The organism is Vibrio profundi (genome assembly GCF_005281835.1).
GTDB lineage: Bacteria > Pseudomonadota > Gammaproteobacteria > Enterobacterales > Vibrionaceae > Vibrio > Vibrio profundi.
Window position 1 is genome coordinate 1,032,991 of record NZ_RZIS01000001.1, and the last position, 26,065, is coordinate 1,059,055.

The 26,065-nt window shown below is 45.0% G+C and carries 24 protein-coding genes; 12 read left to right on the top strand and 12 right to left on the bottom strand.

What is annotated here, in order from left to right; all coding sequences use genetic code 11:
- The first annotated feature begins 146 nt into the window (after nucleotides 1-146).
- The 5 genes from ELZ11_RS04720 to ELZ11_RS04740 all read left to right on the top strand — a co-directional run bounded on the left by ELZ11_RS04720 (nucleotide 147) and on the right by ELZ11_RS04740 (nucleotide 7,046).
- Nucleotides 147-2,345, top strand: coding sequence for a TonB-dependent siderophore receptor (locus ELZ11_RS04720; RefSeq protein WP_137356264.1), 2,199 nt, complete (start codon nucleotides 147-149; stop codon nucleotides 2,343-2,345).
- Nucleotides 2,335-3,312, top strand: a complete 978-nt coding sequence (locus ELZ11_RS04725; protein ID WP_137356203.1) for a GNAT family N-acetyltransferase — start codon at nucleotides 2,335-2,337, stop codon at nucleotides 3,310-3,312. Before ELZ11_RS04720 ends, ELZ11_RS04725 begins: the two co-directional genes overlap by 11 nt.
- A 55-nt stretch (nucleotides 3,313-3,367) precedes the next feature.
- A complete protein-coding gene (locus tag ELZ11_RS04730) occupies nucleotides 3,368-4,657 on the top strand; it encodes a lysine N(6)-hydroxylase/L-ornithine N(5)-oxygenase family protein (RefSeq protein WP_137356204.1) in 1,290 nt (429 codons plus the stop codon).
- Between the two features lie 256 nt (nucleotides 4,658-4,913).
- Complete coding sequence (locus ELZ11_RS04735) at nucleotides 4,914-6,617, top strand: monovalent cation:proton antiporter-2 (CPA2) family protein (protein ID WP_167494622.1); 1,704 nt, start codon at nucleotides 4,914-4,916, stop codon at nucleotides 6,615-6,617.
- A gap of 51 nt (nucleotides 6,618-6,668) precedes the next feature.
- Nucleotides 6,669-7,046 carry a VOC family protein gene (locus ELZ11_RS04740; RefSeq protein ID WP_137356206.1) on the top strand — a complete coding sequence of 126 codons (378 nt, stop codon included), beginning with the start codon at nucleotides 6,669-6,671 and terminating at the stop codon, nucleotides 7,044-7,046.
- 76 nt (nucleotides 7,047-7,122) lie between these two features.
- Here the strand turns inward: ELZ11_RS04740 and ELZ11_RS04745 are convergent, their stop codons facing one another.
- Nucleotides 7,123-7,764, bottom strand: a complete 642-nt coding sequence (locus ELZ11_RS04745; RefSeq protein WP_167494623.1) for an NAD(P)-dependent oxidoreductase — start codon at nucleotides 7,762-7,764, stop codon at nucleotides 7,123-7,125.
- A 131-nt stretch (nucleotides 7,765-7,895) separates the two neighbouring features.
- On the opposite strand from ELZ11_RS04745, the gene ELZ11_RS04750 reads away from it, so the two are divergent.
- From ELZ11_RS04750 to ELZ11_RS04770, 5 genes are all read left to right on the top strand, one after another.
- The gene (locus ELZ11_RS04750) at nucleotides 7,896-8,786 is read left to right on the top strand and encodes a LysR family transcriptional regulator (RefSeq protein ID WP_137356208.1); all 891 of its coding nucleotides are present in this window, start codon (nucleotides 7,896-7,898) and stop codon (nucleotides 8,784-8,786) included.
- Between the two features lie 207 nt (nucleotides 8,787-8,993).
- Nucleotides 8,994-9,464, top strand: coding sequence for a GNAT family N-acetyltransferase (locus tag ELZ11_RS04755; protein WP_137356209.1), 471 nt, complete (start codon nucleotides 8,994-8,996; stop codon nucleotides 9,462-9,464).
- 119 nt (nucleotides 9,465-9,583) lie between these two features.
- Nucleotides 9,584-10,027, top strand: coding sequence for a GNAT family N-acetyltransferase (locus ELZ11_RS04760; RefSeq protein WP_137356210.1), 444 nt, complete (start codon nucleotides 9,584-9,586; stop codon nucleotides 10,025-10,027).
- A 71-nt stretch (nucleotides 10,028-10,098) separates the two neighbouring features.
- Nucleotides 10,099-10,599 (top strand): GNAT family N-acetyltransferase, encoded by a 501-nt coding sequence (locus ELZ11_RS04765; protein ID WP_137356211.1) that lies wholly within the window; start codon nucleotides 10,099-10,101, stop codon nucleotides 10,597-10,599.
- 15 nt (nucleotides 10,600-10,614) lie between these two features.
- On the top strand, nucleotides 10,615-10,920 hold the full coding sequence (locus ELZ11_RS04770) for an NIPSNAP family protein (RefSeq protein ID WP_137356212.1): 306 nt from the start codon (nucleotides 10,615-10,617) through the stop codon (nucleotides 10,918-10,920).
- A gap of 180 nt (nucleotides 10,921-11,100) precedes the next feature.
- Here ELZ11_RS04770 and ELZ11_RS04775 read toward each other — a convergent pair whose 3' ends face one another.
- Complete coding sequence (locus ELZ11_RS04775) at nucleotides 11,101-11,598, bottom strand: GlcG/HbpS family heme-binding protein (RefSeq protein WP_137356213.1); 498 nt, start codon at nucleotides 11,596-11,598, stop codon at nucleotides 11,101-11,103.
- A 164-nt stretch (nucleotides 11,599-11,762) separates the two neighbouring features.
- Between ELZ11_RS04775 and ELZ11_RS04780 the strand changes: the two genes are divergently transcribed.
- Both ELZ11_RS04780 and ELZ11_RS04785 read left to right on the top strand, forming a co-directional pair.
- Nucleotides 11,763-12,443: a response regulator gene (locus ELZ11_RS04780; RefSeq protein ID WP_137356214.1), complete on the top strand. Its 681-nt coding sequence runs from the start codon at nucleotides 11,763-11,765 to the stop codon at nucleotides 12,441-12,443.
- Nucleotides 12,421-13,818, top strand: a complete 1,398-nt coding sequence (locus ELZ11_RS04785; protein WP_137356215.1) for a sensor histidine kinase — start codon at nucleotides 12,421-12,423, stop codon at nucleotides 13,816-13,818. Before ELZ11_RS04780 ends, ELZ11_RS04785 begins: the two co-directional genes overlap by 23 nt.
- Before the next feature lie 100 nt (nucleotides 13,819-13,918).
- Here ELZ11_RS04785 and ELZ11_RS04790 read toward each other — a convergent pair whose 3' ends face one another.
- The 10 genes from ELZ11_RS04790 to ELZ11_RS04835 form a co-directional block, all read right to left on the bottom strand.
- The gene (locus ELZ11_RS04790) at nucleotides 13,919-15,712 is read right to left on the bottom strand and encodes an aminopeptidase P family protein (RefSeq protein ID WP_137356216.1); all 1,794 of its coding nucleotides are present in this window, start codon (nucleotides 15,710-15,712) and stop codon (nucleotides 13,919-13,921) included.
- Entirely contained in the window at nucleotides 15,713-16,705 is a 993-nt protein-coding gene (locus tag ELZ11_RS04795; RefSeq protein WP_137356265.1) for an ABC transporter ATP-binding protein, read from the bottom strand. It lies immediately after the preceding gene.
- A gap of 39 nt (nucleotides 16,706-16,744) precedes the next feature.
- Nucleotides 16,745-17,734 (bottom strand): ABC transporter ATP-binding protein, encoded by a 990-nt coding sequence (locus tag ELZ11_RS04800; RefSeq protein WP_137356217.1) that lies wholly within the window; start codon nucleotides 17,732-17,734, stop codon nucleotides 16,745-16,747.
- Between the two features lie 9 nt (nucleotides 17,735-17,743).
- Nucleotides 17,744-18,673, bottom strand: a complete 930-nt coding sequence (locus tag ELZ11_RS04805; RefSeq protein WP_137356218.1) for an ABC transporter permease subunit — start codon at nucleotides 18,671-18,673, stop codon at nucleotides 17,744-17,746.
- Between the two features lie 12 nt (nucleotides 18,674-18,685).
- Nucleotides 18,686-19,606 (bottom strand): oligopeptide ABC transporter permease OppB, encoded by a 921-nt coding sequence (gene oppB, locus ELZ11_RS04810; RefSeq protein WP_137356219.1) that lies wholly within the window; start codon nucleotides 19,604-19,606, stop codon nucleotides 18,686-18,688.
- A 119-nt stretch (nucleotides 19,607-19,725) separates the two neighbouring features.
- Complete coding sequence (locus ELZ11_RS04815; RefSeq protein WP_244291606.1) at nucleotides 19,726-21,327, bottom strand: peptide ABC transporter substrate-binding protein; 1,602 nt, start codon at nucleotides 21,325-21,327, stop codon at nucleotides 19,726-19,728.
- 364 nt (nucleotides 21,328-21,691) lie between these two features.
- Nucleotides 21,692-22,456 (bottom strand): transcriptional regulator, encoded by a 765-nt coding sequence (locus ELZ11_RS04820; protein WP_137356221.1) that lies wholly within the window; start codon nucleotides 22,454-22,456, stop codon nucleotides 21,692-21,694.
- A gap of 183 nt (nucleotides 22,457-22,639) precedes the next feature.
- Complete coding sequence (locus ELZ11_RS04825; RefSeq protein WP_137356222.1) at nucleotides 22,640-23,314, bottom strand: GntR family transcriptional regulator; 675 nt, start codon at nucleotides 23,312-23,314, stop codon at nucleotides 22,640-22,642.
- A 142-nt stretch (nucleotides 23,315-23,456) separates the two neighbouring features.
- The gene (locus ELZ11_RS04830) at nucleotides 23,457-24,998 is read right to left on the bottom strand and encodes an aldehyde dehydrogenase (NADP(+)) (RefSeq protein ID WP_374939798.1); all 1,542 of its coding nucleotides are present in this window, start codon (nucleotides 24,996-24,998) and stop codon (nucleotides 23,457-23,459) included.
- Between the two features lies 1 nt (nucleotide 24,999).
- Entirely contained in the window at nucleotides 25,000-26,001 is a 1,002-nt protein-coding gene (locus tag ELZ11_RS04835; protein WP_137356224.1) for a 4-hydroxyproline epimerase, read from the bottom strand.
- Nucleotides 26,002-26,065: the final 64 nt, after the last annotated feature.

Below are 26,065 nucleotides of genomic sequence, written 5' to 3' on the forward strand. Positions count from 1 at the left end.
ATTAACGAAATGTTTCATTTTTGAAATAACATTGGTAGACTTCGTTAATGAATAAATGGCAATGATAACTATTATCGTTGTCATTATTATTTTTATTATAAAAGGTTCATAGCCGAACGAAGGAGAATTATATGAATCGGCACTTTATGCGTACCCCAACAGCCTTGGCGGTCGCTTTAGTTTTGGCGTCGGGATTTGCCCAAGCAAATGAAGAAGAAACAGTAGTAGTGGTTGGTCAACAGCTAGAAGATAGCTCAGTAGGGCCTGATTTTAGTTACCTTGGTCAGAAGAGTCGTACGGCTACCAAGACAGATGTGGCGATCAGTGAGACTCCTCGTGCGGTATCAATTGTTACTCGTGAACAAATGGACGATCGCGCCTCAATTAGTATTGCAGATGCGCTGCAGTACACACCAAGTATTCAAGCGAATTACTTCGGTGAAGATAACAAACAAGATTGGTTTGTTATTCGTGGTTTTAAGCAAGCGAATAGTGGCTTGTATCAAGATGGTACAAGACTGTACTCTTCAGGCTTTTATAGCTGGCAGATCGACCCATTCGGTCTTGAACGTGTAGAAATCCTTCGTGGTCCTGGCTCTGCTTTGTATGGTCAAACTCCTCCGGGCGGCGTAATCAATGTCGTCAGCAAACGCCCTCAATTTGATGGTGGTTCAGGTCAGTTCTCAGCCGAGTTTGGCACTGATGATCGTAAACAGATTAGCTTAGATGTGAATTCTGAAGTTAATGAAAAAATGGCGTTTCGATTGCAGGCGCTCGGTCGTAAAAATGGTAGCCGTGTAGATGGCGTAGAAGCTGAGCGTATCTTCATTGCACCTTCTTTAGCATACAAGTTTACCGATGATACAAAAGTCACGTTACTAACAAGCTACCAAAAAGACGATTCCGATCCTTACCTGCAATTCCTACCGATGGAAGGGACGCTAACTTCAAACGAAAATGGCAAGATTAGCGACAGTACTGCGGTGGGTAATCCTGATTGGGAAACGTTTGAGCGTGAGCAACTTTCTTTAGGTTATGAGTTTGAACATCACTTTAGTGACCGTACCTACTTCATGCAGAATGCTCGTTACAGCAAGATGGATATTAACCTTCGCCAAATCTATTCTCTTGGTTATGCGAAGGACAATGGTTTGGGCGCATATGATCCGAATAATACATCTATCGTTCGTGGTGCATCCACAGAAGAAGGAACGTCTGATGCATTCAATATTGACAATCGAGTCGTGCATAACTTCAAAACGGGTGTCGTTGAACATACGCTATTAACTGGCTTTGATTACCAAAGTATTGATATTGATAGTAAAGACTTTGCATCTGATCCTCTTGTTGCTGATGGAAATAGCACGATTACCCATCCACTTCTAGGTAACATACCTAATCCACTGTTTGACGTTTTTAACCCGACCTATACAAATAATATTGTATTGCTCGATTCAAGCTTTAGCGTTGTAGATGATTCAGATCGCCAAACCACCAAGACTAAAAACAATCAGCTAGGCTTGTACGTTCAAGACCAAATGATGATTGCTCGCAAGTGGGCAGTACAAGTCGGTGTACGTTACGACGATTCAACGAATGAAACGCATAACACTTCAACTGATGCTAAAACTAAAGTTGATAATGAAGAATGGACGACGAATCTAGGTGTAGCTTACCTAATGGACAGTGGTTTCACTCCTTACGCAAGTTATGCTCAGTCTTTTAACCCAATTATTCAATTAGATCAGAATGGCGATCCAGCTAAACCGGAACGTGGTGAGCAATTTGAGGTTGGCTTGAAATACCAGCCGCGCAGCTTTGATGGTTATTTTAACGTCGCAGCATTTGAAGTTTCGAAAGAGAACTTAGCTCGTACTGTTGGTAATGAACTGACTCAAATTGGCGAAGTGCGCAACCGTGGTCTTGAACTTGAAGCCGTAGCTAATGTTTCAGAGGCGTTAACATTGATCGGTAACGTGTCATTTATTGATTCAGAAATTACTGCAGATTCAACAAGTGAAAACGTGGGTAATACTCCGTCACAAATTGCGGACCAACTTGCATCGGCATGGGCAAATTACCGCTTCTTTGATGGTGCGCTTGATGGCCTAACAATTGGTGCAGGCGCTCGTTATGTGGGTGAATCATACGCCGACAACACAGAGACTAACGTTGTTCCTTCTTACACTTTATTTGACGCAACCGTGAGCTACAGAATCGAAGATTACAAGTTCCAAGTTGCTGCTAAGAACTTAGCGGATAAAGAATACGTGGCTACGTGTGATTTCTACTGTTTCTATGGCGATCGTCGTAACGTTATCGCGAGCGTAACTTATGACTGGTAGCAACCAGCCAACGAACACTCTGCCTCATGGGCAGAGTGTTAATCACTCCTATAACCAAGATATCTATAGTGTCGAAATTGGTTCGGGTACGGCTGAAATTACTCGCGACACTGATCAATACTGGCAGCTCACTCAATTTACCGTTTCTTCTCAAGATGCTTTATCTGCCTTGGCTTTGCTGTTTACGGCTAATAAGTCGATTCGCACTATTGAAGTCGGCCAATTGGAATGTGATGCGCTTGCTCCGCTTGTTTACCTTTCATCTGAAGGTCTACGTGTTATTTGGCGAGAGACCTTAATGCAGGTTCCTGAGTTATGGTTGAAAACCAAACCCAAAAGCATTTTCCCTCATAAGCAAATTCTCGATCAGGCTGGGTATCATCCTGCTCGTTCGCAGCCATTACAAGGCGAACTTTATCGTCGCTATATTCCAGAGCTAAACGCTGAAATCTCGTTACTGGGATTAGAAGTGGATAAGCATCTAGAGTATTTCAATAAATGGCAAAACAACGAACGAGTCGCGCTTTTTTGGGAACAAAAAGGGTCTTTAGAAGAGCATAAAGCGTACTTAGAAGAGCAGGTTAAAAACAACAAGAATCAATTACTGATTGTGTGTTTGGACAATCAGCCTTTTGCGTATATCGAAGTGTATTGGACCAAAGAGGATCGTATTGCTCCCTATTACTTTGCAGGGGATTACGATCGCGGTATTCATATGTTGGTTGGCGAAGAAAGTCATCGTGGAGCACATAAAGTTGACGCTTGGTTACCGTCCGTTTGTCACTTTATTTATTTGTCGGACCCAAGAACTGAAAAAATCGTAAGTGAGCCGAGAGCTGACAACGACAAGATGATCGGATACCTAAAAAAATACGGCTTTGCCAAAATTAAAGAGTTTGAGTTTCCCCATAAACGGGCTGCTCTAATGTGTCAGTTGAAAGATAGTTTTTTCAGTAACGAGTTCTGAGAAGACGTGTCGGAATAGGGTGCCTTGCATCTAAAATATAATAATGAGGTTAAAAATGACGGAACAAATTAAGGAATATGATGTTCTCGGAGTAGGTTTTGGGCCTGCGAACTTATCAATAGCTATCGCACTTGAAGAGCAAGCTCAAGACCAAGGACTGAGTTATTGCTTTTTGGAGCAAAAGTCCCACTTTGAATGGCACGGTGGAATGCTACTTGATGGCACAAGAATGCAGATTTCATGTCTTAAAGATCTTGTGACATTAAGAAATCCAACGAGTCCGTATTCTTTTGTGAATTACTTACATACAAATGACCGACTCAGTGCATTTATCAACCTAGGTAGCATGAACCCATCGCGCGTTGAGTTTAATGATTACCTTACTTGGGTAGCAAACCAGTTTTCGTCTCATGTTAATTACGGCCAACGAGTAATCAATATTGAGCCAATTGAAGAAAATGGTAAGAGCTCTAAGGTGAAAGTGACTTCAACGGATATCGAAGGCAACAAAACAATCCGTATTGCAAAAAATCTTATTGTTGGAATGGGCGGAATGCCGAAACTGCCAAAACAATTTGAAGGTCATGATAACGAGAAAATTATTCACTCGTCTAAATACAAAGTGTGGCGCGAGACTTTCAATCAATCTCAAGAGCCAAAAATTGCGATTGTTGGAGCTGGTCAAAGTGCAGCTGAAATCTTTGTTGATCTAACTAATCGTTACGCAAATAGTGAAATCCATATGGTTAACCGCCGCTTTGCATTACACCCAGCGGATGATAGCCCGTTCGTAAACGAGGTCTTCGACCCTGAGTTTACCGATCACATGTACCAAAGCTCTCAGCAAGAACGAGATCACATCTTGTCTCGTTTCAGCGCAACTAACTATTCAGTCGTCGATACTGAAGAGCTCAATGCGATTTATGAATTGCTGTACCTTCAAAAAGTGACGGGCGAAGGCAACCACCAGCATTTACGTTGCCATGACATTCAAGAAGTCGCGGTGAAAGAAAACAAAGTGTCTCTTCGCCTCAATGACACGATCAATAAAGCGCAGTTCTGGAACGAATATGACGCGATCATTCTTGCGACTGGTTACCGTTACGATGAATTCAACCAAATGCTAAGCTCGCTAGAGCCGATGATGGAAGGAAAAAGCGTAGAACGCTCTTATCAGCTTCCAATGAAGCCTAACTGCGAAGTGAAGGTTTTCTTGCAAGGGTGTTGTGAATCGTCACATGGTTTAAGCGATACTCTGCTATCTGTTTTAGCCGTTCGCTCTGAAGAAATCGTGGGAGCGCTTTTAAAGCCTAGCCACTCAAAGGCTGAACTGGTCGACGCGTAAAAGTTGATTACATTCAAGTGTCCTGAGTTTTGATGGCGCTTACTGATTTTAAATGCCCGCTGTGATGCGGGCATTTTTGTATCTAGAGGCATGAGAAATTGCGTTATGTCGTGAGGTGCAATCGGAACATTTTGAGTGTTTTTCGTTGGTTAGAGTGATGTCAGATACTCAAAACATGCGCTCAGTAGAATAGCGTGCTGATGATAGATGGGGTTTTAGGTACTAAAATACAGCTATGTACTACGCGAGGCGGTCTATGAATAGTGAATATTTGATCGACATTATTATTTTGCTATCTGCGGCAATTCTAATTGTCCCTATATTCCAGTTCCTCGGAGTTGGCGCCATCTCAGGCTTTTTGGTAGCAGGGATCGCGCTGGGGCCATCTGGCTTAGGCTATATTCAAGATTACGATGAAATCGCACGTTTTGCTGAACTTGGTGTGATTTTTTTATTGTTTGTGATTGGGATAGAGATAAACCCCTCCCGATTTTGGAAGATGAGAAAGTTTGTTCTGGGGCTAGGGACGCTCCAGGTTCTTATCACTGGTGGCTTGATCACCGTGATTACGCATTTGTTCCTTGGGGTAAACTGGGAGCTATCTCTTTTAATCGGCCTGGCGTTAGCGTTGTCTTCAACCGCTTTTGTGTTGCAGCTGCTTACAGAGCGCAAAGCGCTTTCGTCAAAATATGGTAAGCCAGCGTTGGCTGTATTGTTATTGCAAGATCTTGCCGTTGTTCCTTTACTCGCCTTTGTTTCGTTTCTGAATAATCCCGATCTGTCTATTTTTGAAGATGTGTTATTCGCGTTGGGTGAGGCGGTAGTCATCCTTATCCTTATCATTGCGGTCGCCCGTTATATTCTTAACCCTATACTGAACATACTGGCGCGTTTTGGCTCACCAGAAATCTTTACTGCTTCCGCTTTATTGCTAGTTTTAGGTTCTGCTCAAGCAATGGAGTTGATTGGCCTATCGATGGCGATGGGTGCATTTATCGCTGGTCTATTGATTGCCGATTCATTGTATCGCCACGAAATCATGGCTGAAGTACTGCCGTTTAGAGGCTTATTACTTGGCTTGTTCTTTATGTCGATGGGAATGTCGCTCAATATCAGCGTGTTTTTAGACAACGTTGAATGGTTCTTAGGGGCGACCCTAGCCTTAATAGCGATTAAGTTTTTCACACTTTGGCCTTTGGCTAAGGCTTTTGGCGTAAAGAAGAAGCCAGCCATGTCAGTGGCACTGTTACTGGCACAGAGCGGTGAGTTTGCGTTAATACTGTTTGCACTCGCAAAAAGTATTGGATTGTTAGAAGAGGCGCTTTTCCAACAACTACTGATTTTAGTTTTGCTGAGTATGTTTGCGACACCATTGCTGGATTACTTAGCGAATCGAGTGTTTATTTCGTCGATAAAAAACAAGGGAGTTGTCAGTCAAAATATCACAGCGAAAAAACAGGCAGAGCAACCTGCAATCCTTGCTGGTTATGGACGTATGGGGCACAGAATCGGCCATATTTTGGAGTTGATGAATATTCGCTATGTGGCGATTGATATAGATCCTGATGTGGTTACTAGAGAAAGGCTAAACGGCAAACCAGTGTATTGTGGCGATGTACAACAGCTCGACGTATTGAAGGGATTTGGGGCTGAAAACGCACCATTTGTCATTGTGTCGATTGATGATGTTGAAGTGGCTGAGCTGGTGGTGTCTTCATTGCATACTCAGTTTCCCGAAGTGCCCATTTTCGCAAGAGGACATGACTTAGCTACTTGTCGTGATTTAAAAGTGAAAGGCGCACATTTTACAGCGTCGGAAACTTTAGAAGCCAGTGCGGAGCTAGCACGCAAAGCATTACTGCATAACGGTGCGGAGGAGCCCGAAGTGAACATCGTCTTAAACCAATTCCGTAAAGATTATTACGGGCGAATTAAGCAAGGCGCTTACGACAAAGAATAAGGTAATAATTTAGCTAAATGTCAGTGGCTAAAGTAAAGAACAGGAAGGGATATGGAAATCACGCTCAACCATACTATTGTCCCTACGCACGACAATGTACAGTCTGCTCAGTTTTATGAATCCATCTTTGGCTTTGAGTTTATTAAAGTGTGGGGCAGCTTTGCTGTGGTAAAGGTGAATAACACGCTAACTTTAGATTTTATGAACGATAGCGAATTTTCTCGCTTACATTACGCGTTTAAAGTGAGTGAAGACCAGTTCGATCAAATATTTAAACGCATTCAGCAGCAAGGTTTAGTATTCGGCAGTGGCCCTTCTTCAGTAAATGACGGGAAAATTAACCATAACGACGGTGGAAGAGGTGTCTATTTTCCCGATCCAAATGGTCATATCCTCGAAATAATCACCCGTGACTACGTGTTGGACTAGCAGACAAACATTTCACCGAGTGAAACTGTCTGCCTTATGCCCCTTGGTTTGAACTGCTTAAATTACTGAGATGCGATTAAGGTGTATTAGCAACAAACGGAAGTGTGCCATACCAATCCGACTTATCGATCACATCGACCATGAAGTGAGCCAATTGCTGGCGTTCCACCTTAGTCCCTTTCATTTTCTCATTACTCGCAGTGAATTGACCTTTGGCACTGTCTGCAATCACAGGCGGCCTTACGATGGTGTAATCAAGGTTACTTAAACGTAAGCGTTCGATTTCTAACTCTTTCGCCGGGGTGATCACAGGTACCGTCATTTTCATAAGCCAGCGTATTAGGTGACGGGATAACTGAATGTTTTCTCCTTGGTAGGTCGCGCTTGCACCGGCGACATTAACGATTCGAGATACTCCCTTTTGCTCCATCAGTGTGATCAAACTGTCCATTGCGGCTTGGTACTGATGGGGTTGAGGGCTGCCTTTGGTAACGGTCGGTGGGCCGATAGTACTGACAACGGCATCAACGTATTGCAAGGCTTTCTCTTGATCGAGCGGGTTAAAATAGTCACCTTGAATGACTTCGATATCACTTGAATCGACCGCTAACTTTTTAGGGTTTCGTACCAGTGCTTTAACTTCATGGCCGTGAGCGAGCAGTTGTTTGATAACGTCCTGGCCAAGTAAACCTGTTGCGCCGAATAATGCTACTTTCATCGTGATTTCCTTCATACCTTAGATACCAAAAGTATCTCGCATTCAAAAATGACTGTGAACTGGCTATAATTGCAACTCACCGTTCCAAAATTGCACCACCTTGGCTTGTAGCTTAACTAAACAGGATAATTATGAAGAACTTTGAGTGGGATGACTTACGAGTGTTTCTGGCGGTTTATCGAGGCAAATCGGTACGAGCGGCTGCCAAGCTTATGGGGGTTAGTCATTCTACTATTTCTAGGCGCTTGGCCAGCATGGAGGAGCAATTAGGAACCACCTTGTTTATTCGGCAAGCAGACGGATTTTCGCTGACTGAAGTGGGTGACGCGATTGTCGAACGGGCCGAGCGGGTTGAGTCTGAAATCCAAGGTATGCAAAGGGAAGTATTCGGGCGTAGTGCAAGCTTAGCTGGACAAATTAGGGTGTCGGCTATCCCTCATATCGTGCAACACCTATTAATGCCAATAGTGTACGATTTTACTCGCCAATACCCTGAAGTTGATGTAATCGTAGAATCATCTTATCAAGTGGCTAATTTAAGCAAACACGATGCGGATGTCGCTATCAGGATTCAAGAAAGCCCTGATGAACACCTTATTGGGCATCGGCTGCCGAGTATAGCGAGTGCGGTATACGCCTCGCCAGAATACATCGCACAACATAACTTTACCGGGAAGACGCCATCTGCAGAGTGGGTTGGCTGGATCGCTAACTCTAAAGAGATGAAAAAGTGGCATGATGAAACGCAATTTTCCGGCTGCAAACTAAAGCACAGTGTGTACGACCCAACAGCGCATCTACAAGCGGTGAAATTGGGATTAGGGTGCTCGATTTTGTTTTGTTTTATCGGTGATAATGAACCAGCGGTTGAGCGTCTGCCTGAACAAGTTAATCTAAAACTTAATTCGAGCTGGGTCCTGTCGCATCCAGACGTATTTAAAACAGAGCGTATAAGAGTGTTTGTACGCTTTCTGCGGGATGAAATGTATAAGATAGAGCAAGCACTAGCGGGGCAGATCTAGAGCGCTCTGAGAGTCGTGTATCTAACAGGAATAAAATTTACTAAATGGTGAGGGTAACCAAGTACGAAATGAACTTAATGTCTTGTAAATATTGACTACGCTAGCTCTATTTGCAAAACGAGTGCATTATCAGAATTCTTCAAAAAGTTTAGCCTACATACATAGATACAGATGTTGGTTTACATCGTTAGTTCGAATGAGGGAACCATGCTAGTTATAGAAAAATACAGTGTCGCTCGGGAAAGTGAAGCGGCAGGGCTTAGTGTAAAACCCGAACAAGCTCAGTTCACAGTGAATGATGTTGGGCAGTATGTCGCTCAGTTGAGTGAGCAAGAACACCCACATTTGATCATCTTTAACCAGCAAGTTGTTGGCTTTTTTTTATTGGATCTTGGTTATGCCAGTAAATACGATTTTTGCAGTGAAGGTACGATAGGCATTCGAGGCTTATTAGTCGACCAAAGGTTTCAAGGAAAGGGCATCGCCAAGCAGTTTATCGCAAAGCTACCAAGCTACGTACAACACTATTATCCTCATTGCGATCTCTTACAGCTCACTGTTAACTGTCGAAATAAAGCGGCATTTGATTGTTATTTGAAAGGCGGGTTTGAAGATACAGGCGAACTGTATTTAGGAGGGCCAGTAGGCCCGCAGCACATCATGAAAAAATCTATTTAAAGTGCTAAGTTGATTCACAAGGCTTGGTGTTTAAAGGCGAAGTTTATTGTCGCTTAGTAATGACAATTGCGGTTTACTTCCTATATCGATATTGAAATGTAATGAGGGGAACGAATCACATGATCAGACTTGCCACAATGAATGATTTGCAGGGTGTGCAACGCTTATACAAAGAACTGCGCCCCTTTGATCCAGAATTAACCGAAGAAACAGCAAAGGTAAAGTGGGCCGAGTTAATTAGTGATTCACAAACATATATTGTGGTCGCAGAAGTTGATGGCGAATTAGCCTCAACATGCGCATTAAGCGTGAATAAAAGTATCGCGAATGGCGCACGTCCATTTGGTCTCATTGAGCACGTAATTACATCTAAACATTTTCGTCGCCAAGGGCTAAGTCGCCAGGTATTGGAGCACGCGCTTTCAATCGCTTGGGAAAAAGATTGCTGTAAAGTCATGCTGCTTTCAGGTGAACAACTGAAAGGGGCTCATTCAGTTTATGAATCCGTTGGTTTCAAAGCGGGCATTGAAAAAGGTTTTGTGATTAAGCACGCTGAGTTGTAAACCTGAGATTGGATACTTAGATGTATTCTTGGGTTGGGCAATGGTTTTGTTTGAGATAGCAGGAGGACTACATGGAAGTTGTTGAGGCAAGCCTTGAGCTTCGTGAACAAATCCGAGAGTATGCTAGTGAGTGTTTTAAAGGCGGAATGCTGAGGTACGCTACGGCAGTAGAAGACTTAGATGCGTTTGTTGAAGAGGTTATGACGCGCTCGCAGGCTACCGTCGAACCAGATAATGATGTACTGCCGAGTACGACTTATTACTGCTTAAAAGATAACGAAATTCTAGGTTCTATAAGAGTCAGGCGAGGAACCAACGCTCGCGTTGAAAATGTCATCGGTCATGTTGGTTATGATACTAAGCCAAGTGCACGAGGGAAGGGGGTAGCCACATACCTTCTTGGTTGGGTAAAAGATAATGTGCTGACACAACCAGCGATAGTGACGTGCTCAATCCACAACCCGGCATCACGCAACGTTATAGAATCATGTGGCGGCGTTTTTCTTGGCGGTTATCATGATTCGGTGGAAGGCGAGCTTAGGCGTTATCAATTAGGTAAAGTGCAAAATTAAAAAAGGACAGTATTTATGATCACGTGTTACGTCAGGTATGTAATCGATCCTAAGAAGGTTAAGGCGTTCGAGCAATATGCAAAAATGTGGATTCCGCTCGTAGAGAAATTTGGTGGTCAGCATAATGGGTACTATCTGCCCTCGGAAGGAGCCAACAATATTGCGTTGGCGCTGTTCTCTTTTGAAAGTCTAACTGCGTATGAAGCATACCGGATTAAGTCGTTTGAAGACGAAGAGTGCATAAAAGCGTTTCAATTCGCAGAACAAGAAGATTTTGTAATCAGTATCGAGCGTAGCTTTTTTAGACCGGTATTCGAATAGTGCAGCTAGATTAAGCGGGTGAAGAGTGATCACAGTTTGCTTTCATTGGGTGCTTGCGTTTATTTACTGGGATCTTCCAAGCCTATAGTGCTTTTCAATTAGACAAACAGCCCTTATCTCAATGAGAAGGGCTGTTTTTACATCGCGATTTTAAAAAAGGCGCTCGTATGGCGATGTGAATTACAGAACTTTTTTGATGGCTGCTTCTGCGCACTCTACATCTAAGTGACCACCAGGTGCGCCGCCTACACCAATCGCTCCGACAATTTGGTTATTGATTTTAAGTGGGATACCACCAGCAAGTAGCAGTAGGTTGTCGTCCATATCTTTAAGTGGTTGCAGGATTGGTTTTTCCGCGATGGTTTTCATCAGGTTTGCCGTTGGTTGCTTCATGCTGACTGCCGTAAACGCTTTTTGTCTGGAACTCTCTAAAGTGTGTGGCCCAGCATTGTTAGCTCTTAGTTGTGCTAAGACGCGGCCAGAAGTATCCACTACCGTAGTCGTCACGTTATAACCTTTGGTAAGACATTGGTTAACAGACTCTTGCGCTAGGTTGAACGCGGTTTGTGAGGCCAGGTTTGTCACAGTCGTAGTTTTGTTTTCGTTCGCTGCAACGTTAGTGCTCAGAGCGCTTGCAGTGATGAATGCAGCAATAGCAAAAGATGATTTGATTTTCATTGTTCTCTCCATGATGTTGAATCGTTGTTTAGTTGACCCATTCATCATACGAGGGTTCGAATTGCCAGATAGTTTCACCAAGATTACAAAACTGTAATGTTCAAGTTTTCGTCTGAAAAACTGATAGAATTTGACCTCAAGGACAAGGTTAGAAGGAAAGGTGCGTGAGAGTATTACTAATTGAAGACGACAGTTTTATTGCTGATTTTATTGTTCAAGGGCTAGAGCAGGAAGGGTATTGTGTTACGCATACAACCGATGGCTTGGATGGTGCCTATTTAGCCCAGAATGAGGCTTTTGATATAGTGATACTCGACATTATGTTACCGAATAAAGATGGTTTTGAGATTCTATCCGAACTTAGAGGTATGGGGCATTCAATCCCGGTAATCATCTTGAGTGCCAAACATTCGGTTGAAGAACGAGTACAAGGCTTAAAGGCCGGTGCGGATGACTACTTAGTTAAACCTTTTGCATTTAGTGAACTACTGGTTCGTTGCCAAACGCTTTTGCGCCGTATGTCGGTTTCTTCGACTCAATCGAGCACATTAAAATACTTAGATATTGAATTAGATCCGCTTAAACGCTCGCTAGCCAGAGGCGGCCAATCCATCACTCTCAACCAACGTGAATATGCGCTGGCTTACCTTTTCCTACAAAACCCTGAAGTGGTGCTCTCAAAAACTAACATTCTTGAATCTATTTGGGGGTACCAATTTGACCCTCAAACCAATGTAGTGGATGTCTTAGTGTGCCGTCTGCGCGCCAAACTCGATAAAGGGTTTGAACACTCGTTGATTCACACGATTCGTGGAGTAGGTTATGTCCTCAAATCAGAATATTGAAGTCGCATTACAACAGGCAAAGAAAACCCTCTTTGCGCGCTTTATGGTGCTGCTGCTTGGCGGGCTTGTTGGAATCATGTTTATGATTGGCATTGTATTTCTTTATGATTCCTACAAAGAGGAGAAGAAGTACCTACATAGTTTGTCGTCTGAATATCAAAGGATCTTGACCTATGAATCGGATGACAAGCTGATCCATGTGATTGAATCCAATCAAGAACGCCTCTACGAAAATCACATAGCGGTCTACTTTGCGCAAAATAGCCAAGCGTATGAGTACCTTGCAGGTGAAGAGTTTGAAGCAGTAGGCTTAGAAAACATGGTCACAAGTTGGGATGAACAAGGGTTCGCTTACTTTCTTTCTAAGCCTCATTTAATACTGCAATTAGAAGGAAAAACGCATGATTTCCGGATCGTCGTAGATCTTGATTCACGTTATCTAATCGCCTTTAAAAATTGGCTGATCACCAGCTTTTCGATTGTTCTCTTAACACTCATTACGGCATTTTTGGTCCATCGATTGTTATCGAACACATTACTGCCACTGTTTAACTTGGCAGAAGATATCAATCGATTAGAGAATGGCAGCTTAAAAGAAATGTCACAGCCAGCCGAAGAGAAATTGGCAGGAGGGTTTGGCATGCTTCATAGCGGTGTTCATCGCATTTTAAGTAAACTGACCATGTGCTTAACCACATTAGACAAGACATTAGACGCGATTGCTCATGATTTAAGAACGCCGCTAACCCGGATTCATCTTACGGCTGAAAAGACGTTGTCGAATCCAAACTCAGATCCTGTGGAGTTAAAAAAAGCACTCAGTGATTGTGCTGAAAACTCTGCCCAGGCGACCAACTTATTAACAGCACTGATGAAACTAAACGATGAACTGACAGGTAAGAAACCTACTCGGTTAAGTGTTATCGAACCCAACCAAATCGTTGAAGATGTCGTGAGCTGGTACGAAGAAATTGCTGAAATGAATGGCGTGACATTAAGGTTAGACTTGACTACTGAGGAACGAGTGAACGCAGATGCGGCTAAATTAACGCAAATTATCGTGAATTTGGTGGATAACGCGCTCAAATATACGCCCGAAGGCGGAGAGGTCGTGTTGTCGACTTCAGTGAGCCAGCAGGGGCGCTATGTAATTGCCATATCTGATAATGGGATTGGGATAGATCCTCAGTATCATGAGTTGATATTCAAGCGTCTCTTTCGTGTCGATGAAAGCCGCAATCTTACTCCTGGTTATGGGTTAGGTCTGTCACTGACTAAGGCGATGGTAGACAGTTTGAATGGCGCTATTTCTGTTCAATCCGAGTTAAATAAAGGCAGCTGCTTTGAGATTGAGTTAGAAAGGAGCCTAGTTTGAGGCTTTCAAATACAGCGACTTGATTTATAAGATAAAAAGGCCAGCGCAAGCGCTGGCAAATATTACAAACACAACGGTTGGAAGGGCGATTGCGAAATGGTTATTGCGTGATAGGCTGAGTGGCTTGTTTCAGCCATGCTCGTTCGTCTTCGCTTAAGTCTGCGGCTAAGAAGTTCATACATTGCTGGTGGTAGTCGTTTAGCCAGTCGATTTCTTCGCTTGAAAGCATATCGACGTTAAGCATGTTGGTCGCAATAGGCGCGAGCGTTATGGTTTCAAAACCGTAGAAAGTGCCAAATTCGTTCTCTTCGATTTCAACCACCTGCATGATGTTCTCAATACGAATACCATATTCACCTTCACGATAGACTCCGGGCTCATTCGTTATCACCATTCCCGGTTGCAGCGCGACTTCAGCAGGGTTTTGAGAGAAGTTCAGCGGGCCTTCATGGACGTTTAAACACATGCCTACACCGTGGCCTGTCCCGCATTTGTAATCGATGCCATATTGCCAAAGTACGCCGCGCGCCATGATATCCAGGTTTGCTCCTGTCGCTCCTTTTAAGAAATGACTTTGTGTGAGTCTAATTACGGCTTTGAGTACCAATGTGTAGTCGCGGCGCTCTTTATCACTTGGATTACCAAAGTGAAAAGTACGTGTAATGTCTGTGGTTCCACCCAAGAATTGGCCGCCAGAATCGACTAAGAAGAACTCACTTTCATTTATGCTGACATTGCTATTCTCGCTTGCTGCGTAATGCATTTTTGCGCCATGTTCGCCAAACCCTGCAATGGTTCGGAAACTATCGCTGATGTAGCCAGGTTGCTGTTGTCGAAAGCCCATTAAGCACGCCTCTGCCGATAGTTCAGATACTTGGCCACTCGGAACTTGCTGCTCTAGCCAGTACATGAATTTGACCATAGCGACGCCGTCACAACGTAGCGTCTCTTTCATATTAGTGAGTTCGGTTGAATTCTTAATTGCTTTTAATTGGGTCACCACGCAAGGCAATGCGATGAGGCTAATTTCCGCTTTAATGCTATTAATCAGCAAACTGTCGGTACTTTTGGCGTTGTAGATGACCTTGCTGTCATTTTCGAGCAAATTAAGCGCAGCGGTCACGTGCTCGTACTGGTGCAAACTCACGCCATGTTTGAGCAGCTTGTCAGCGACGATTGAGTCGAGTTTGGCGTTATCAATAAACAGTCGGCAATTGTCTTGTGAGACGAACAAATAAGCTTCGCTAACTGGGCTATAATCCGTATCGCCTCCACGAATATTGAGTGTCCACATTACGTCATCAAGGGTAGAGACAAGTATGGCTTGGGCTTGTTGTTCATTTAAGTACTCGCGTAATGTCTGTACCTTTTCACTGGTACTGATGCCCGCGTACTTAAGGTCATGGTTAAACACTTTGGCATTTGGGCGAGCTGGGCGGTTATGCCAAATGGGTGAAATGAGGTCGTGCTCAAGAACGATCTCTATTCCTTTCTCTGAAAAAGCGGCCTGCAGTTCTAAATAGAATTCTTGATTAATACTACGCCCATCGACACCGACACGCGCTTGTTTTGGTAGGGTAGACGCAAGCCATTGTGGAATGCTTGGCGTTTCTGCCAGCTTGGCTTTAAACAAATTCAACCCAGAACCTTGAAGTTGTTCTTCGGCTTGAATGTAATAACGCCCGTCTGTCCATAAGCCTCCACCGTTATGAGTGACCACGGCCGTACCTGCTGAGCCAGTAAAACCTGAGATCCATTGGCGAGCGAGCCAATGGTCTGCAGAATATTCGCTTGTGTGCGGGTCATAATTGGTCACGATATAAGCATCAATGTGTTGTGTTGTCATTGCTTCGCGTAGAGCTGACAGGCGGTCAGCGACAGAATTGTTGATCATTTATAGGCTTCCTAACTGGTTATGAGAACAAAAGATTTGGTGTTGTAGATTGCCACTTCTAATGGGTGGCTGATTCGCGCATATTTCACTTGATTTAGGGCAGCGCGTTCTGAACACGCAGCCACTTGGCGGATTGAGCGGCGAGGGTAGATCGCCGGGCAATAATTGAATCTCTCGGTTTCTTGCTTGAGTGGGATTAGCAATAGGCACAGCAGAAAGCAGTGCTTGGGTATAAGGATGCTGAGCGTTATCAAATACTTGGTTGTAGACGCCAAGTTCCATCGGTTTCCCAAGGTACATTACCATCACTCGGTCACTAATATGACGGACGACGCTGAGGTCGTGGGCGATCATCACTAAGGTTAAGCCCATTTCTTGCTTGAGATCGTCCAGCAGATTTATCACTTGAGCTTGAATCGATACGTCTAAGGCGCTGACAGGTTCATCGCAGACGACCAAATCTGGTTTCAAAATTAACGCTCGTGCAATACCCACACGCTGACACTGCCCACCCGAAAATTCATGCGGATAGCGATTACGTTGGCTAGCCAGTAAACCGACTTTGTCCATCATCTGCATGACACGTTGTTCAACCTCTTTACGGTTCAAGTGCGGTTCATGAGTACGCAACGGTTCTGCAATGCATTCTGAAATCGTTAAACGTGGATTCAAGCTAGCTGAGGGATCTTGAAAGATCATCTGGAACTCGCGGCGGCGACTCGCTAGCTCACGCTTATCAAAGGCGCGCATGTTCTCACCACGCCAGGTTAGGCAGCCGTCAGTTGGTTCAATGAGCCTTAAAAGGGCACGAGCGAGAGTCGACTTACCGCAGCCAGATTCTCCAACAATGCCAAGCGTTTCACCTCGGTAAACATTTAAATCTATGCCATCGACGGCTTTTACCACCTTACGTTTACTTGGCAGTATGTGTTTATTGATGGCGAAATGTACTTTCAACCCTTGTGCGGAAAGCAGAATTTCAGGAGCGTCTATCTGCGAGTTTTGGTTCTGTTGATTATTCATTTTTGGCTCCTATGCACTGCGACTGATTGGAGTCACGGTTTCGGTTTGATTAACATGGCAGGCAAGCGCTTGAGTGCGAGATATTGACCTAAACGGCGGCATCACAGCGCTGCATTCGGCGCGGTATTCACTGCAACGTTCACGGAAAGGGCAGCCTTTTCTATCGACTAACGCGCTTGGTGGGTTACCCGGAATCGTAGGAAGTCTGTCCATGTCTTCAGTGATTGACGGAATGGCTTGTAGTAATCCTCGGGTGTAGGGGTGAGCAGGGTTAGCAAATAGGCTGTCCGTATCGGCTTGCTCCATTTTTCTTCCGCCATACATGACTAATACGCGGTCACAGCTTTCCGCTACTACGCCCATATCATGGGTGATCAACAAAATCGCAGTATCAAACTCGGCTTGCAGCTCGCGCAGCAGTGCAAGAATTTGCGCCTGGACGGTGACATCTAATGCTGTGGTTGGCTCGTCGGCAATCAAGAGTTCTGGGCGACACAGTAAAGCCATTGCAATCATGACGCGTTGGCGCATTCCGCCGGACAACTCGTGAGGGTACTGATTCATCCGAGTGGCAGCAGAAGGAATGCGTACCGCGTCGAGCATACGAATCGCTTGTTGATCGGCTTCGGCTCTGCTCATGCTTTTGTGAATCATTAACACTTCCGCCAGCTGCTTACCAATTTTCATGAACGGGTTAAGCGAGGTCATGGGATCCTGAAAAATCATGCCTATCTTTTCAGCCCGAATGTGGTTGAGCTGCTTTTTCGACATCGTCAGCAGATTCTCACCGTGAAAATTAGCCGTGCCAGATACGATGCCGTTATCAGCGGTTAACCCCATTAGTGCAAATACAGATTGGCTTTTGCCAGAGCCAGATTCGCCTACGATACCTAAGGTTTCGCCTTTATTGATGCTGTAAGACAGATCAGAGACGGCTTGGACGACACCATCTGGGGTGTTAAAGCGAACATTCATGTTTTCAATCGATAAAATACTCATCACTGCTCCTTAGCGATCTTTCGGGTCAAGGGCGTCGCGCAAGCCGTCACCGATGAAGTTAAAACAAAACAATGTGGCTACAAGAAAAGCCGATGGAAACAGCAGTTGCCATAAAGCAACGTCAATGGTTTTTGCCCCTTCTGAAATTAATATTCCCCAGCTTGTATCGGGCGGCTGAACCCCCAGTCCTAAAAAGCTCAAGAACGATTCAAACATAATGAAACCAGGCACCATGAGAGAGGAATACACCATCACGATACCGAGTACGTTGGGCAACACATGGCGACGAACGATGGTAAAACGAGACACACCAATCGAGTGGGCAGCTTCAATGAACTCGCGCTTTTTAATACTAAAGGTGACGCCCCTTACGACGCGGGCGATCCCTAGCCACGACACCATGCCGATGACCACGAAAATCAGGTAAATATTGTTGCCAAATAGGGTCACAAATAAGATCACCATGAACATGAAAGGCACAGAGTCGAGCACTTCGATAATGCGCATCATGACGCTATCGACCATGCCGCCTAAATAGCCCGATAAGCTGCCCCAAAGTGTGCCGATGACGACGGCAACTAACGCGCCCATGAATCCGACCATGATGGATAGTCGACCACCTTGCATGGTACGAGCAAAGATATCTTGGCCGAGGTCGTCAGTGCCAAAGTAATGGCCTGAACTGATTGACGGTTTACCAAGCTCATAAGGATCGACGACCACATTCCAGTCAATTTCGTCATGGCTAAAAGACGCCAAACTTGGCCCGAAAGTGATACATAACACAATGAACATTAAGACATAAACAGAGGTCATGGCGGCGCGGTTTTGTTTGAATCGTCCCCACGCGTCTTGCCATAGGCTTCGGCCTTCAACGGCTTCAATGTGATCGCTCATCGAGTCTGAAAAGCTCTGAGCATCAATTTTTTTGGTTAACATAAGCCTATATCCCTATACGCGAATACGAGGGTCGATGACGGTGTAAAGCAAGTCGACCACGAGATTGAAGAAGATGGTGAGTGACGCCACGATTAGAGTAATGCCCATGACGAGTCCGTAGTCACGGTTAAGCGCGCCAGAAACAAAGTGTTGGCCCATTCCCCCGGTACTGAAGAAAATATCGATGATGACTGAACCCGTAACGACCGCAACAAAGCTCGGGCCAAGCATGGCGATGATAGGAATCAAAGATGGACGAAGCGCGTGATGAAACAAGATATAGCCAGTGGATAATCCTTTTGCTTTTGCAGTACGGATATAGGGCTGGTTAAGCGTTTCAATCATGGCACCACGCATCACACGAGCGATGCTGGCAATAGAGCCGATCGCTAAGCTGAGGACGGGTAAAATAAGAAAACTCAGTTCGCCACCTTCCCAGCCACCTGCAGGCAGTAATCCCAGATGAATGGAAAAGATGGTCACCAGCACTGGTGCGAGTACAAATGCAGGGATCACAACGCCAGTCATTGAAAGCGACATCAAAAGGTAGTCGAGCTTACTGTTACGCTTTAGCGCTGCGATTGTTCCGAGCACCATGCCAGTCGGTACGGAAATACAAAATGAAATTACACCAAGTACAGCGGATACAGGCCAAGACTGAGCGACCAATTGAGTGACGCTAAAGTCCTGATATACAAAACTCGGGCCTAAATCGCCACGTACAAAGTTAGAGATATAAATAAAAAACTGAACGAAGAAAGGTTCGTTAAGGTGAAACTTAGCCTCAATGTTGGCGCGGACGACTTCAGGCATGGGTCTTTCCATATCGAAAGGGCCACCCGGAGCGATGTGCATCAACCAAAATGAAACCAAAGCAATAAATAATAGTGTCGGCACGGCTATGAGTAAGCGGCGCAATATGTACAACAACATGACGTATTCCCTTTATAAGTAACGCTTAGTACCGATTGAATAGCGGTAGAGGTGCGTTTGTTGCTTCCTATGCGCGCCAAACCTCCCTTTTTGTAAAAGGGAGGAGGGCGCTTTTTGATTTAGTGGGCTTTTACGTAGACGTTTTTGCGGTAGTAAGACGATTCTGGGTTAGTTCGTTCATAACCGCCGATGTAAGGCTTAATCAAGTACTGATCGTTGCCGTTGCGGTACATTGGAATGATGGCCATATCGTCAATGAGCAGTTGTTCGGCGGCGATATACTCTTGTGAAGGGTCACTCAGGCTTTTTGACTGGGACATTAATCGATCATACTCAGGGTTGTTGTATAGCGAGTCGTTGTACTCACCGGTAGAAACGAAAATGTCTAACCATGTAGAGGCTTCGTTGTAGTCGGCAGTCCAACCGCCGCGGCTGATGTTGCCTGGATCTTTCAATGCGTAGAACACCTTAGGTTCAAGCTGAGTGATTTCAACTTGTGCGCCTAATACACTTTTCCACATTCCGACCAATGCGGTGGCCATTTTCACGTCCTTAGAAAACGTAGGAACAGTAAAGGTCAGCTTAAGTGGGTTTGCTTTACCGTAACCCGCTTCAGCAAGAAGTTGTTGTGCCTGTTCGTTTCGTTGCTTTTGAGTCCAAGTCGCGAACTCTGGAGTATGCGTTTTGAAGCCATCCGTTTGTGGTGGCACAAGCGTATACATTGGAATGCCACCATTTTTGGCAATGGCTTTTGTAATGATGTTTCGGTCAATGGCATACGACAGTGCTTTACGAACACGAATATCCTTTGTCGGGCCTTTAGCTGTATTGAGGTAATAGAAAGTTGAGCCTAATGACGCGCTGGTGTCGGCCACTTGCTCAGGATGTTTTTTTAGCAGTCTTGATTTTTGAGCTGCTGGAATAGAAAGCGCTTGGTCAATGTCGCCAGCAAGATAGCGGTTAAGCGATACGTTGGCGTCTCCGATTGGTAGCCAAGTGACTTTTTCCATGACCACGTTATCAGCATCCCAATAGTTTGGATTTTTCACCATCACCATTTTCTCGTTTACTTTCCAATCTGAAACGATGAAAGCACCATTGGTGACTATGTATTGAGGTTGAGTCCACTCACTAGCGTGTTTTTCTACTGTGGCTTGGTGTACTGGTGCCAACACTGGGTGGCTTAGTAGTTTAATGAAAAATGGGACAGGCTTTTCAAGCGTGACTTCGAAGGTCAAATCATCAATGGCTTTTACGCCTAACGTATTTGGTGCGGCTTTTCCTGCCATGATGTCAGCTGAGTTTTTAATGCCAGGAATAGCCGCAAACCAAGCGTAAGGGGAAGCGGTTTCTGGGTTGATGAGACGCTGCCAACTGTATACGAAATCTTTAGCGGTGAGTGGTTCACCGTTTGACCAGCGCGATTCACGTAAGGTGAACGTGTACACCGTGTTGTTCTCATTCACTTGCCAACTTTCTGCGATACCAGGAATAGTCTTACCTTGTTTGTCTTGTACCGTTAGGCCTTCGAATAAGTCGCGCCCTAGGTTAAACGCCGGCTCTGCAGCCTGTTTTGCTGGGTCTATTGATGTGACTTCAGCACCATTATTGAGAACGATCTCTTGGACTTTGGCGAGCTCAGTCCCAGCAGGGTATGGTTTTGCAACAACGGCGCTTGTGGTAATAGCCGCGGCTAAAGCTGCGAACAAGGTACTCTTCATGAGAAGTTTATTGGGTTTGAATTTATGTGCTTTCATGGCTTCCTCTGTGCTTTCCTTTTCGGGGATATCCTTTCGGAGTCATGAAAAATGTATATTGTATAAATTCTTTGAACAATCACTTGTTAACATCTCTGTAACAAGGTGGCAGAAATAGAGCCGATGGGTATTAGAAAGTGATACTTGAAGATACGGTCAGATTTTATACGGAAATAGGTTAGCGGTAATTTGTAGGTTCTGAGCTAGAAATACGCGGTGTATGAGGAGGTTTAAATAACAAGATATTGAACAGAAACAGTGGCCGTCAGAACAGAAGTTTAGCCACTCCGAACAGAGTGGCGAGGCTTATTTCGGCAAGGAGAGCAGGCTAACAGCGAGGAAACTGAGCAGAGACCAACTTAAGCAAGTTACCGTCTATTTCTGGTAAATCATCTGAAAAGTGAATTTGTTCGCCGGGTGTGTAGCGGAGCAACACATTGGTGTAATCGCCTGTATTATTGCTGCAATTACTGGCGTGAAATTCATGGAGCTTTTTATCGACTTCCGTTTCAAGCTGCAAACACTGAGCTTGGGTGAGCCGCACACGCCCTTGGCACACTTGTGGTGGCGTATCATGCGCGAGTGATGCTTGTTGAAAGCGTTTTCTAAATAACGAATCGAGTGGTGTACCTTCTTCCATAATGAAACGACGTCCAGAACGGTAAAAGATCTCGTCACCATGCGCCTCTACATAGCCAAGGATCTCGGCAATGCTTAAGTAAAACCGTAGGCTAGTATCGGAAAGTTGATACTTTTCAGCGACTTGCCTTGGAGTAAGGTTTAAAGAAGTCACCATGTAGATAAAGTCGAGCAAATGCGGGTATTCGACAAATAGCGCGTTTTGCTCGTCTGAAACAAACTCTTCGCCGCTATGTTGTAACTGGCTAGCTAGTTGAGAAAGCTCGACCAAATCGGTGTTTACATGGTTGGCATACATCAGGATCTTATCAATGCCTAGCGATGGGTTTCGTAGATGACGTTTGATAGTAGAGAGCGGGATCCCTGTTTTTTCAGACAATTCGCTATAACAGAGGCCTTGTTCTTTTAGCTTCTGTCGAATTGCAGCGAGTAAAAATTTAGGTCCTATATGCATGCTTACTCCAATGTAGTTCACCTAAACTCGGTTGCAACCAAGGCAATATGGTTAAGTGTTCAATATCTTAATGAGCCAGATATCGACAAGTCCGAGTTAAGATTACTTGGTAGCGACCTAAGTATTGGAGGTTCCATCGACCTCTAAATAACTTACAGAGTAATAACTTAGGTCTAAATGAGGTTATGCCGTTGAATTTTGTCTGGCTAACAATAGATCGCGAATCGCAGTACCCGCTTCCAGAATGTGCTTCTTCAACAAGTATTTAGCGCCATCGATATCGCGGTTTTCACACATTTCGAACAGAGCCAAATGTTCCTTTTCTGCCTTTTCAATTCCAGTGGTAAACAACAACTGCAAACGGATATAGCGGTCGCATTTGGTGTTTAGGTTGTAAATCACATCCATGGTTTCTGGCATGTTGGCAGGGGCATAAAGTGCTTTATGGAACTCGTAGTTGTAGTTGCTCCATTCTTCAATTTCAGCACCGCTTTGTAGCACCGCATCAAACTGCTCGCGGATCTGACGCGCATTCTCAAGGTCAGTGTCGGTCATGTTTTGAATCGCACGCTCTAATATATGGCATTCCACCACGGCACGTAATTCAAACAATTCATCGATTTTATCGGGAGAAAGTTCCGTAACAGTGGCGCCTTTATGCGCTTCAAAGCTGACTAAGCCTTGTGCTTCTAACTGAACTAACGCTTCACGAACAGGAATACGGCTAACGTTGAACTCAGCAGCGAGGGCGTCTTGTCTGAGCGGCTGACCAGTTTTTAACTCGCCTTTTAGGATCTGAGTACGGATCGCTTCCTCTACGACTTGAGTTCGAGTTTTAAAAACAGGTTTCTGTGACATCCAGGTCTCCGAGCTTACAAAGGTATTTTATCCAATATACCATTTTTGCCATGGATTGAGCTTACGATCCACAGCCCTAAGAGTGTTTTTGGGAGGTAATCAAAACAAAAAGGCACCAAGTGGTACCTTTTTATACGATCGCTTACGCTACGCCGTCTTTTTCCATAGTCCCATCAATGGCACGCGTGACTTTGAGTGGGTTGGATTGCTTAATAGCCTCTGGAAGTAACTCATCTGGAAGAGACTGATAAGCCACAGGTCGTAGCCAACGCTTGATGGCTTGAGAACCAACAGACGTACTCGCAGGCATGGTAGAGGCTGGGTAAGGGCCACCATGAACCATCGCGTGACTAACCTCGACCCCAGTTGGCCAACCATTAAATACGATTCGGCCAGCGATACTTTCCAGCTGCGGAAGGAGCTGTTTTGCAAGATCGTATTCTTGTTTATCAGCATGCAGGGTAGACGTTAAGCTACCAGATAAATGACGGCTAAGTTCTAACATGTCTTCGAAGCTGTCACAGACAACGATGACCGATTGCGGGCCAAATATCTCATCTTGCCACTCTGGGTTGTTTCGCCAAGCTTGGCTGGTGGTTTCGAATAAGCAGGTTTCGATTCCAAACTCGGGCGTTGATTTAACGCATTGAATAGTGTCGTCCGCGCTACGTAAGTGGGTTTGAGACAAATACTGTTGTTTGATGCCATTGGTGAGCAATACATGACCTTGTTGTTCTCGAACTTTCGCGCGAACGGTAGAAAGGAAGGAATCACAAGCTTCACTCTTGATAACAAAGAGCACGCCAGGCTTGGTACAAAACTGCCCGCAGCCCATGGTCATGGATTGTACGAATTGATCGGCTAAAGCTTCACTGTCGCTCGACAATTTATTCGGCAGAATAAATACAGGGTTAGCAGCGCCTAGCTCACCATAAAATGGGATCGGCTCAGGGCGTGATTGAGCGAGATCGAATAAAGCGCGTCCACCATGAATGGAACCTGTAAAACCAACGGCCTTAATACTTGGATGCTGGACTAAAGATTGGCCCAATTCGTTACTCGTTCCTTGGAGTAAGCTAAATATAGACTGCGGCAACTGGCATTGCTCAAGAGCTTTGGAAAAACAGTCAGCAACAATTTTGCTGGTGCCAGGGTGAGCAGGGTGGCCTTTTACGATTACTGGGCAGCCAGCTGCAATGGCGGAGGCGGTGTCGCCACCTGCTGTTGAAAATGCTAATGGGAAGTTCGACGCGCCAAATACCGCGACAGGACCAAGTGCAATATTGTGACGACGCAAATCGGGTTTAGGCAGCGGTTGTCTTTCTGGTTGAGCGGTATCAAAGATAACGTCTTGCCACAAGCCTTGGGTGACAACTTCGGCGAACAAACGCAGTTGATTGGTGGTTCGGCTAAGCTCACCATTCAAGCGAATCTCGGGCAGAGCAGATTCTAGTTGAGCGCGTTGGACAATATTCTCACGTTCAGCTTCTAAACAATCGGCAATGGTATTGAGTAGCAACGCTCTTTGTTGTGGAGAAGTGCTTCTAAACTGCGGCGAGATTTCCGAAGCCACGGTGGCGGCGAAATCAACGTCAGAAGCGCCTTGCTGGGGAAAGTCGCCACTAAGGTACTGTTCCGTGGCAGGGTTGATCGCATTAAATGTATCGTTGTTCATTTTAGTCATCCTATTTCAATTCGAATCCATATGCGTACGGGTCTTCGTCATCGACCCAAATGGTGTTGTGTCCGTGTACTTGCGCCCAGCCTTCTATGCTCGGCGATATGGCTTCGCGACCTTCTACTTCTGTCACTGCTTCAATTCGACCTTTGAACAAACTGCCAATGATGCTTTCATGCACAAAGTCTTCGCCTAGTTTTAGCTTACCTTTCGCGTACCACTGAGCCATGCGTGCGCTGGTTCCGGTACCGCACGGGGAGCGATCTAAGGCCTTTTCACCGTAGAAAACGGCATTTTTTGCAGTAGCTTCGGGCTTGGTAGGCGAGCCTGTCCATAACACATGGGTGACGCCGCAAACTGTTGGATCTTGAGGGTGGACACACTGAACTGCTTCTGAAACCGCGCGGCGAACTTTTGGGCTGAGCATCAGTATTTCGTCAGAGGAATAGTGCTCCAGTCCTAGGTAGTTTTCTTGTGGATCAACGATCACGTAATAGTTACCGCCATAAGATACATCCACGCTGATTTCACCTAACCCTTCGACATATACCTTTATATCACGGTGCGCTAGATAAGCAGGGACGTTAAATATCTTCACTGAAGTGACCTTGTCACCTTTTGTTTGGTAATGAACTTCGATCTGCCCAGCAGGCACGTCTAAGATCAGTCGTCCTTCTTGTTTTGGCGTGATCAACTTGTGTTCTAACGCTGAAGTGACGGTTCCAATAGTGCCGTGACCACACATTGGCAGGCAGCCACTTGTTTCAATGAAAAGGATTGAAGCATCCGCGTTCTCGCTACAGGCCGGAAGCACAACTGAGCCCGACATCATGGCGTGCCCACGAGGTTCAAACATTAAGGCTTGGCGTATCCAATCGTAGTTTTCTAGAAAGAATTGACGCTTTTCACTCATGGTCTTGCCTTCCAATGGTGGAACACCGCCCGCCACCAGTCGTACCGGATTTCCGCAGGTATGCGCATCAATACAAAAAAAAGTCCCTTGTCTCATTTTTTGTTCCTTGCATAAGAAATTGGTTGAACTAGGTCGAAGGGATGTTAACGTAGTGTAAAGT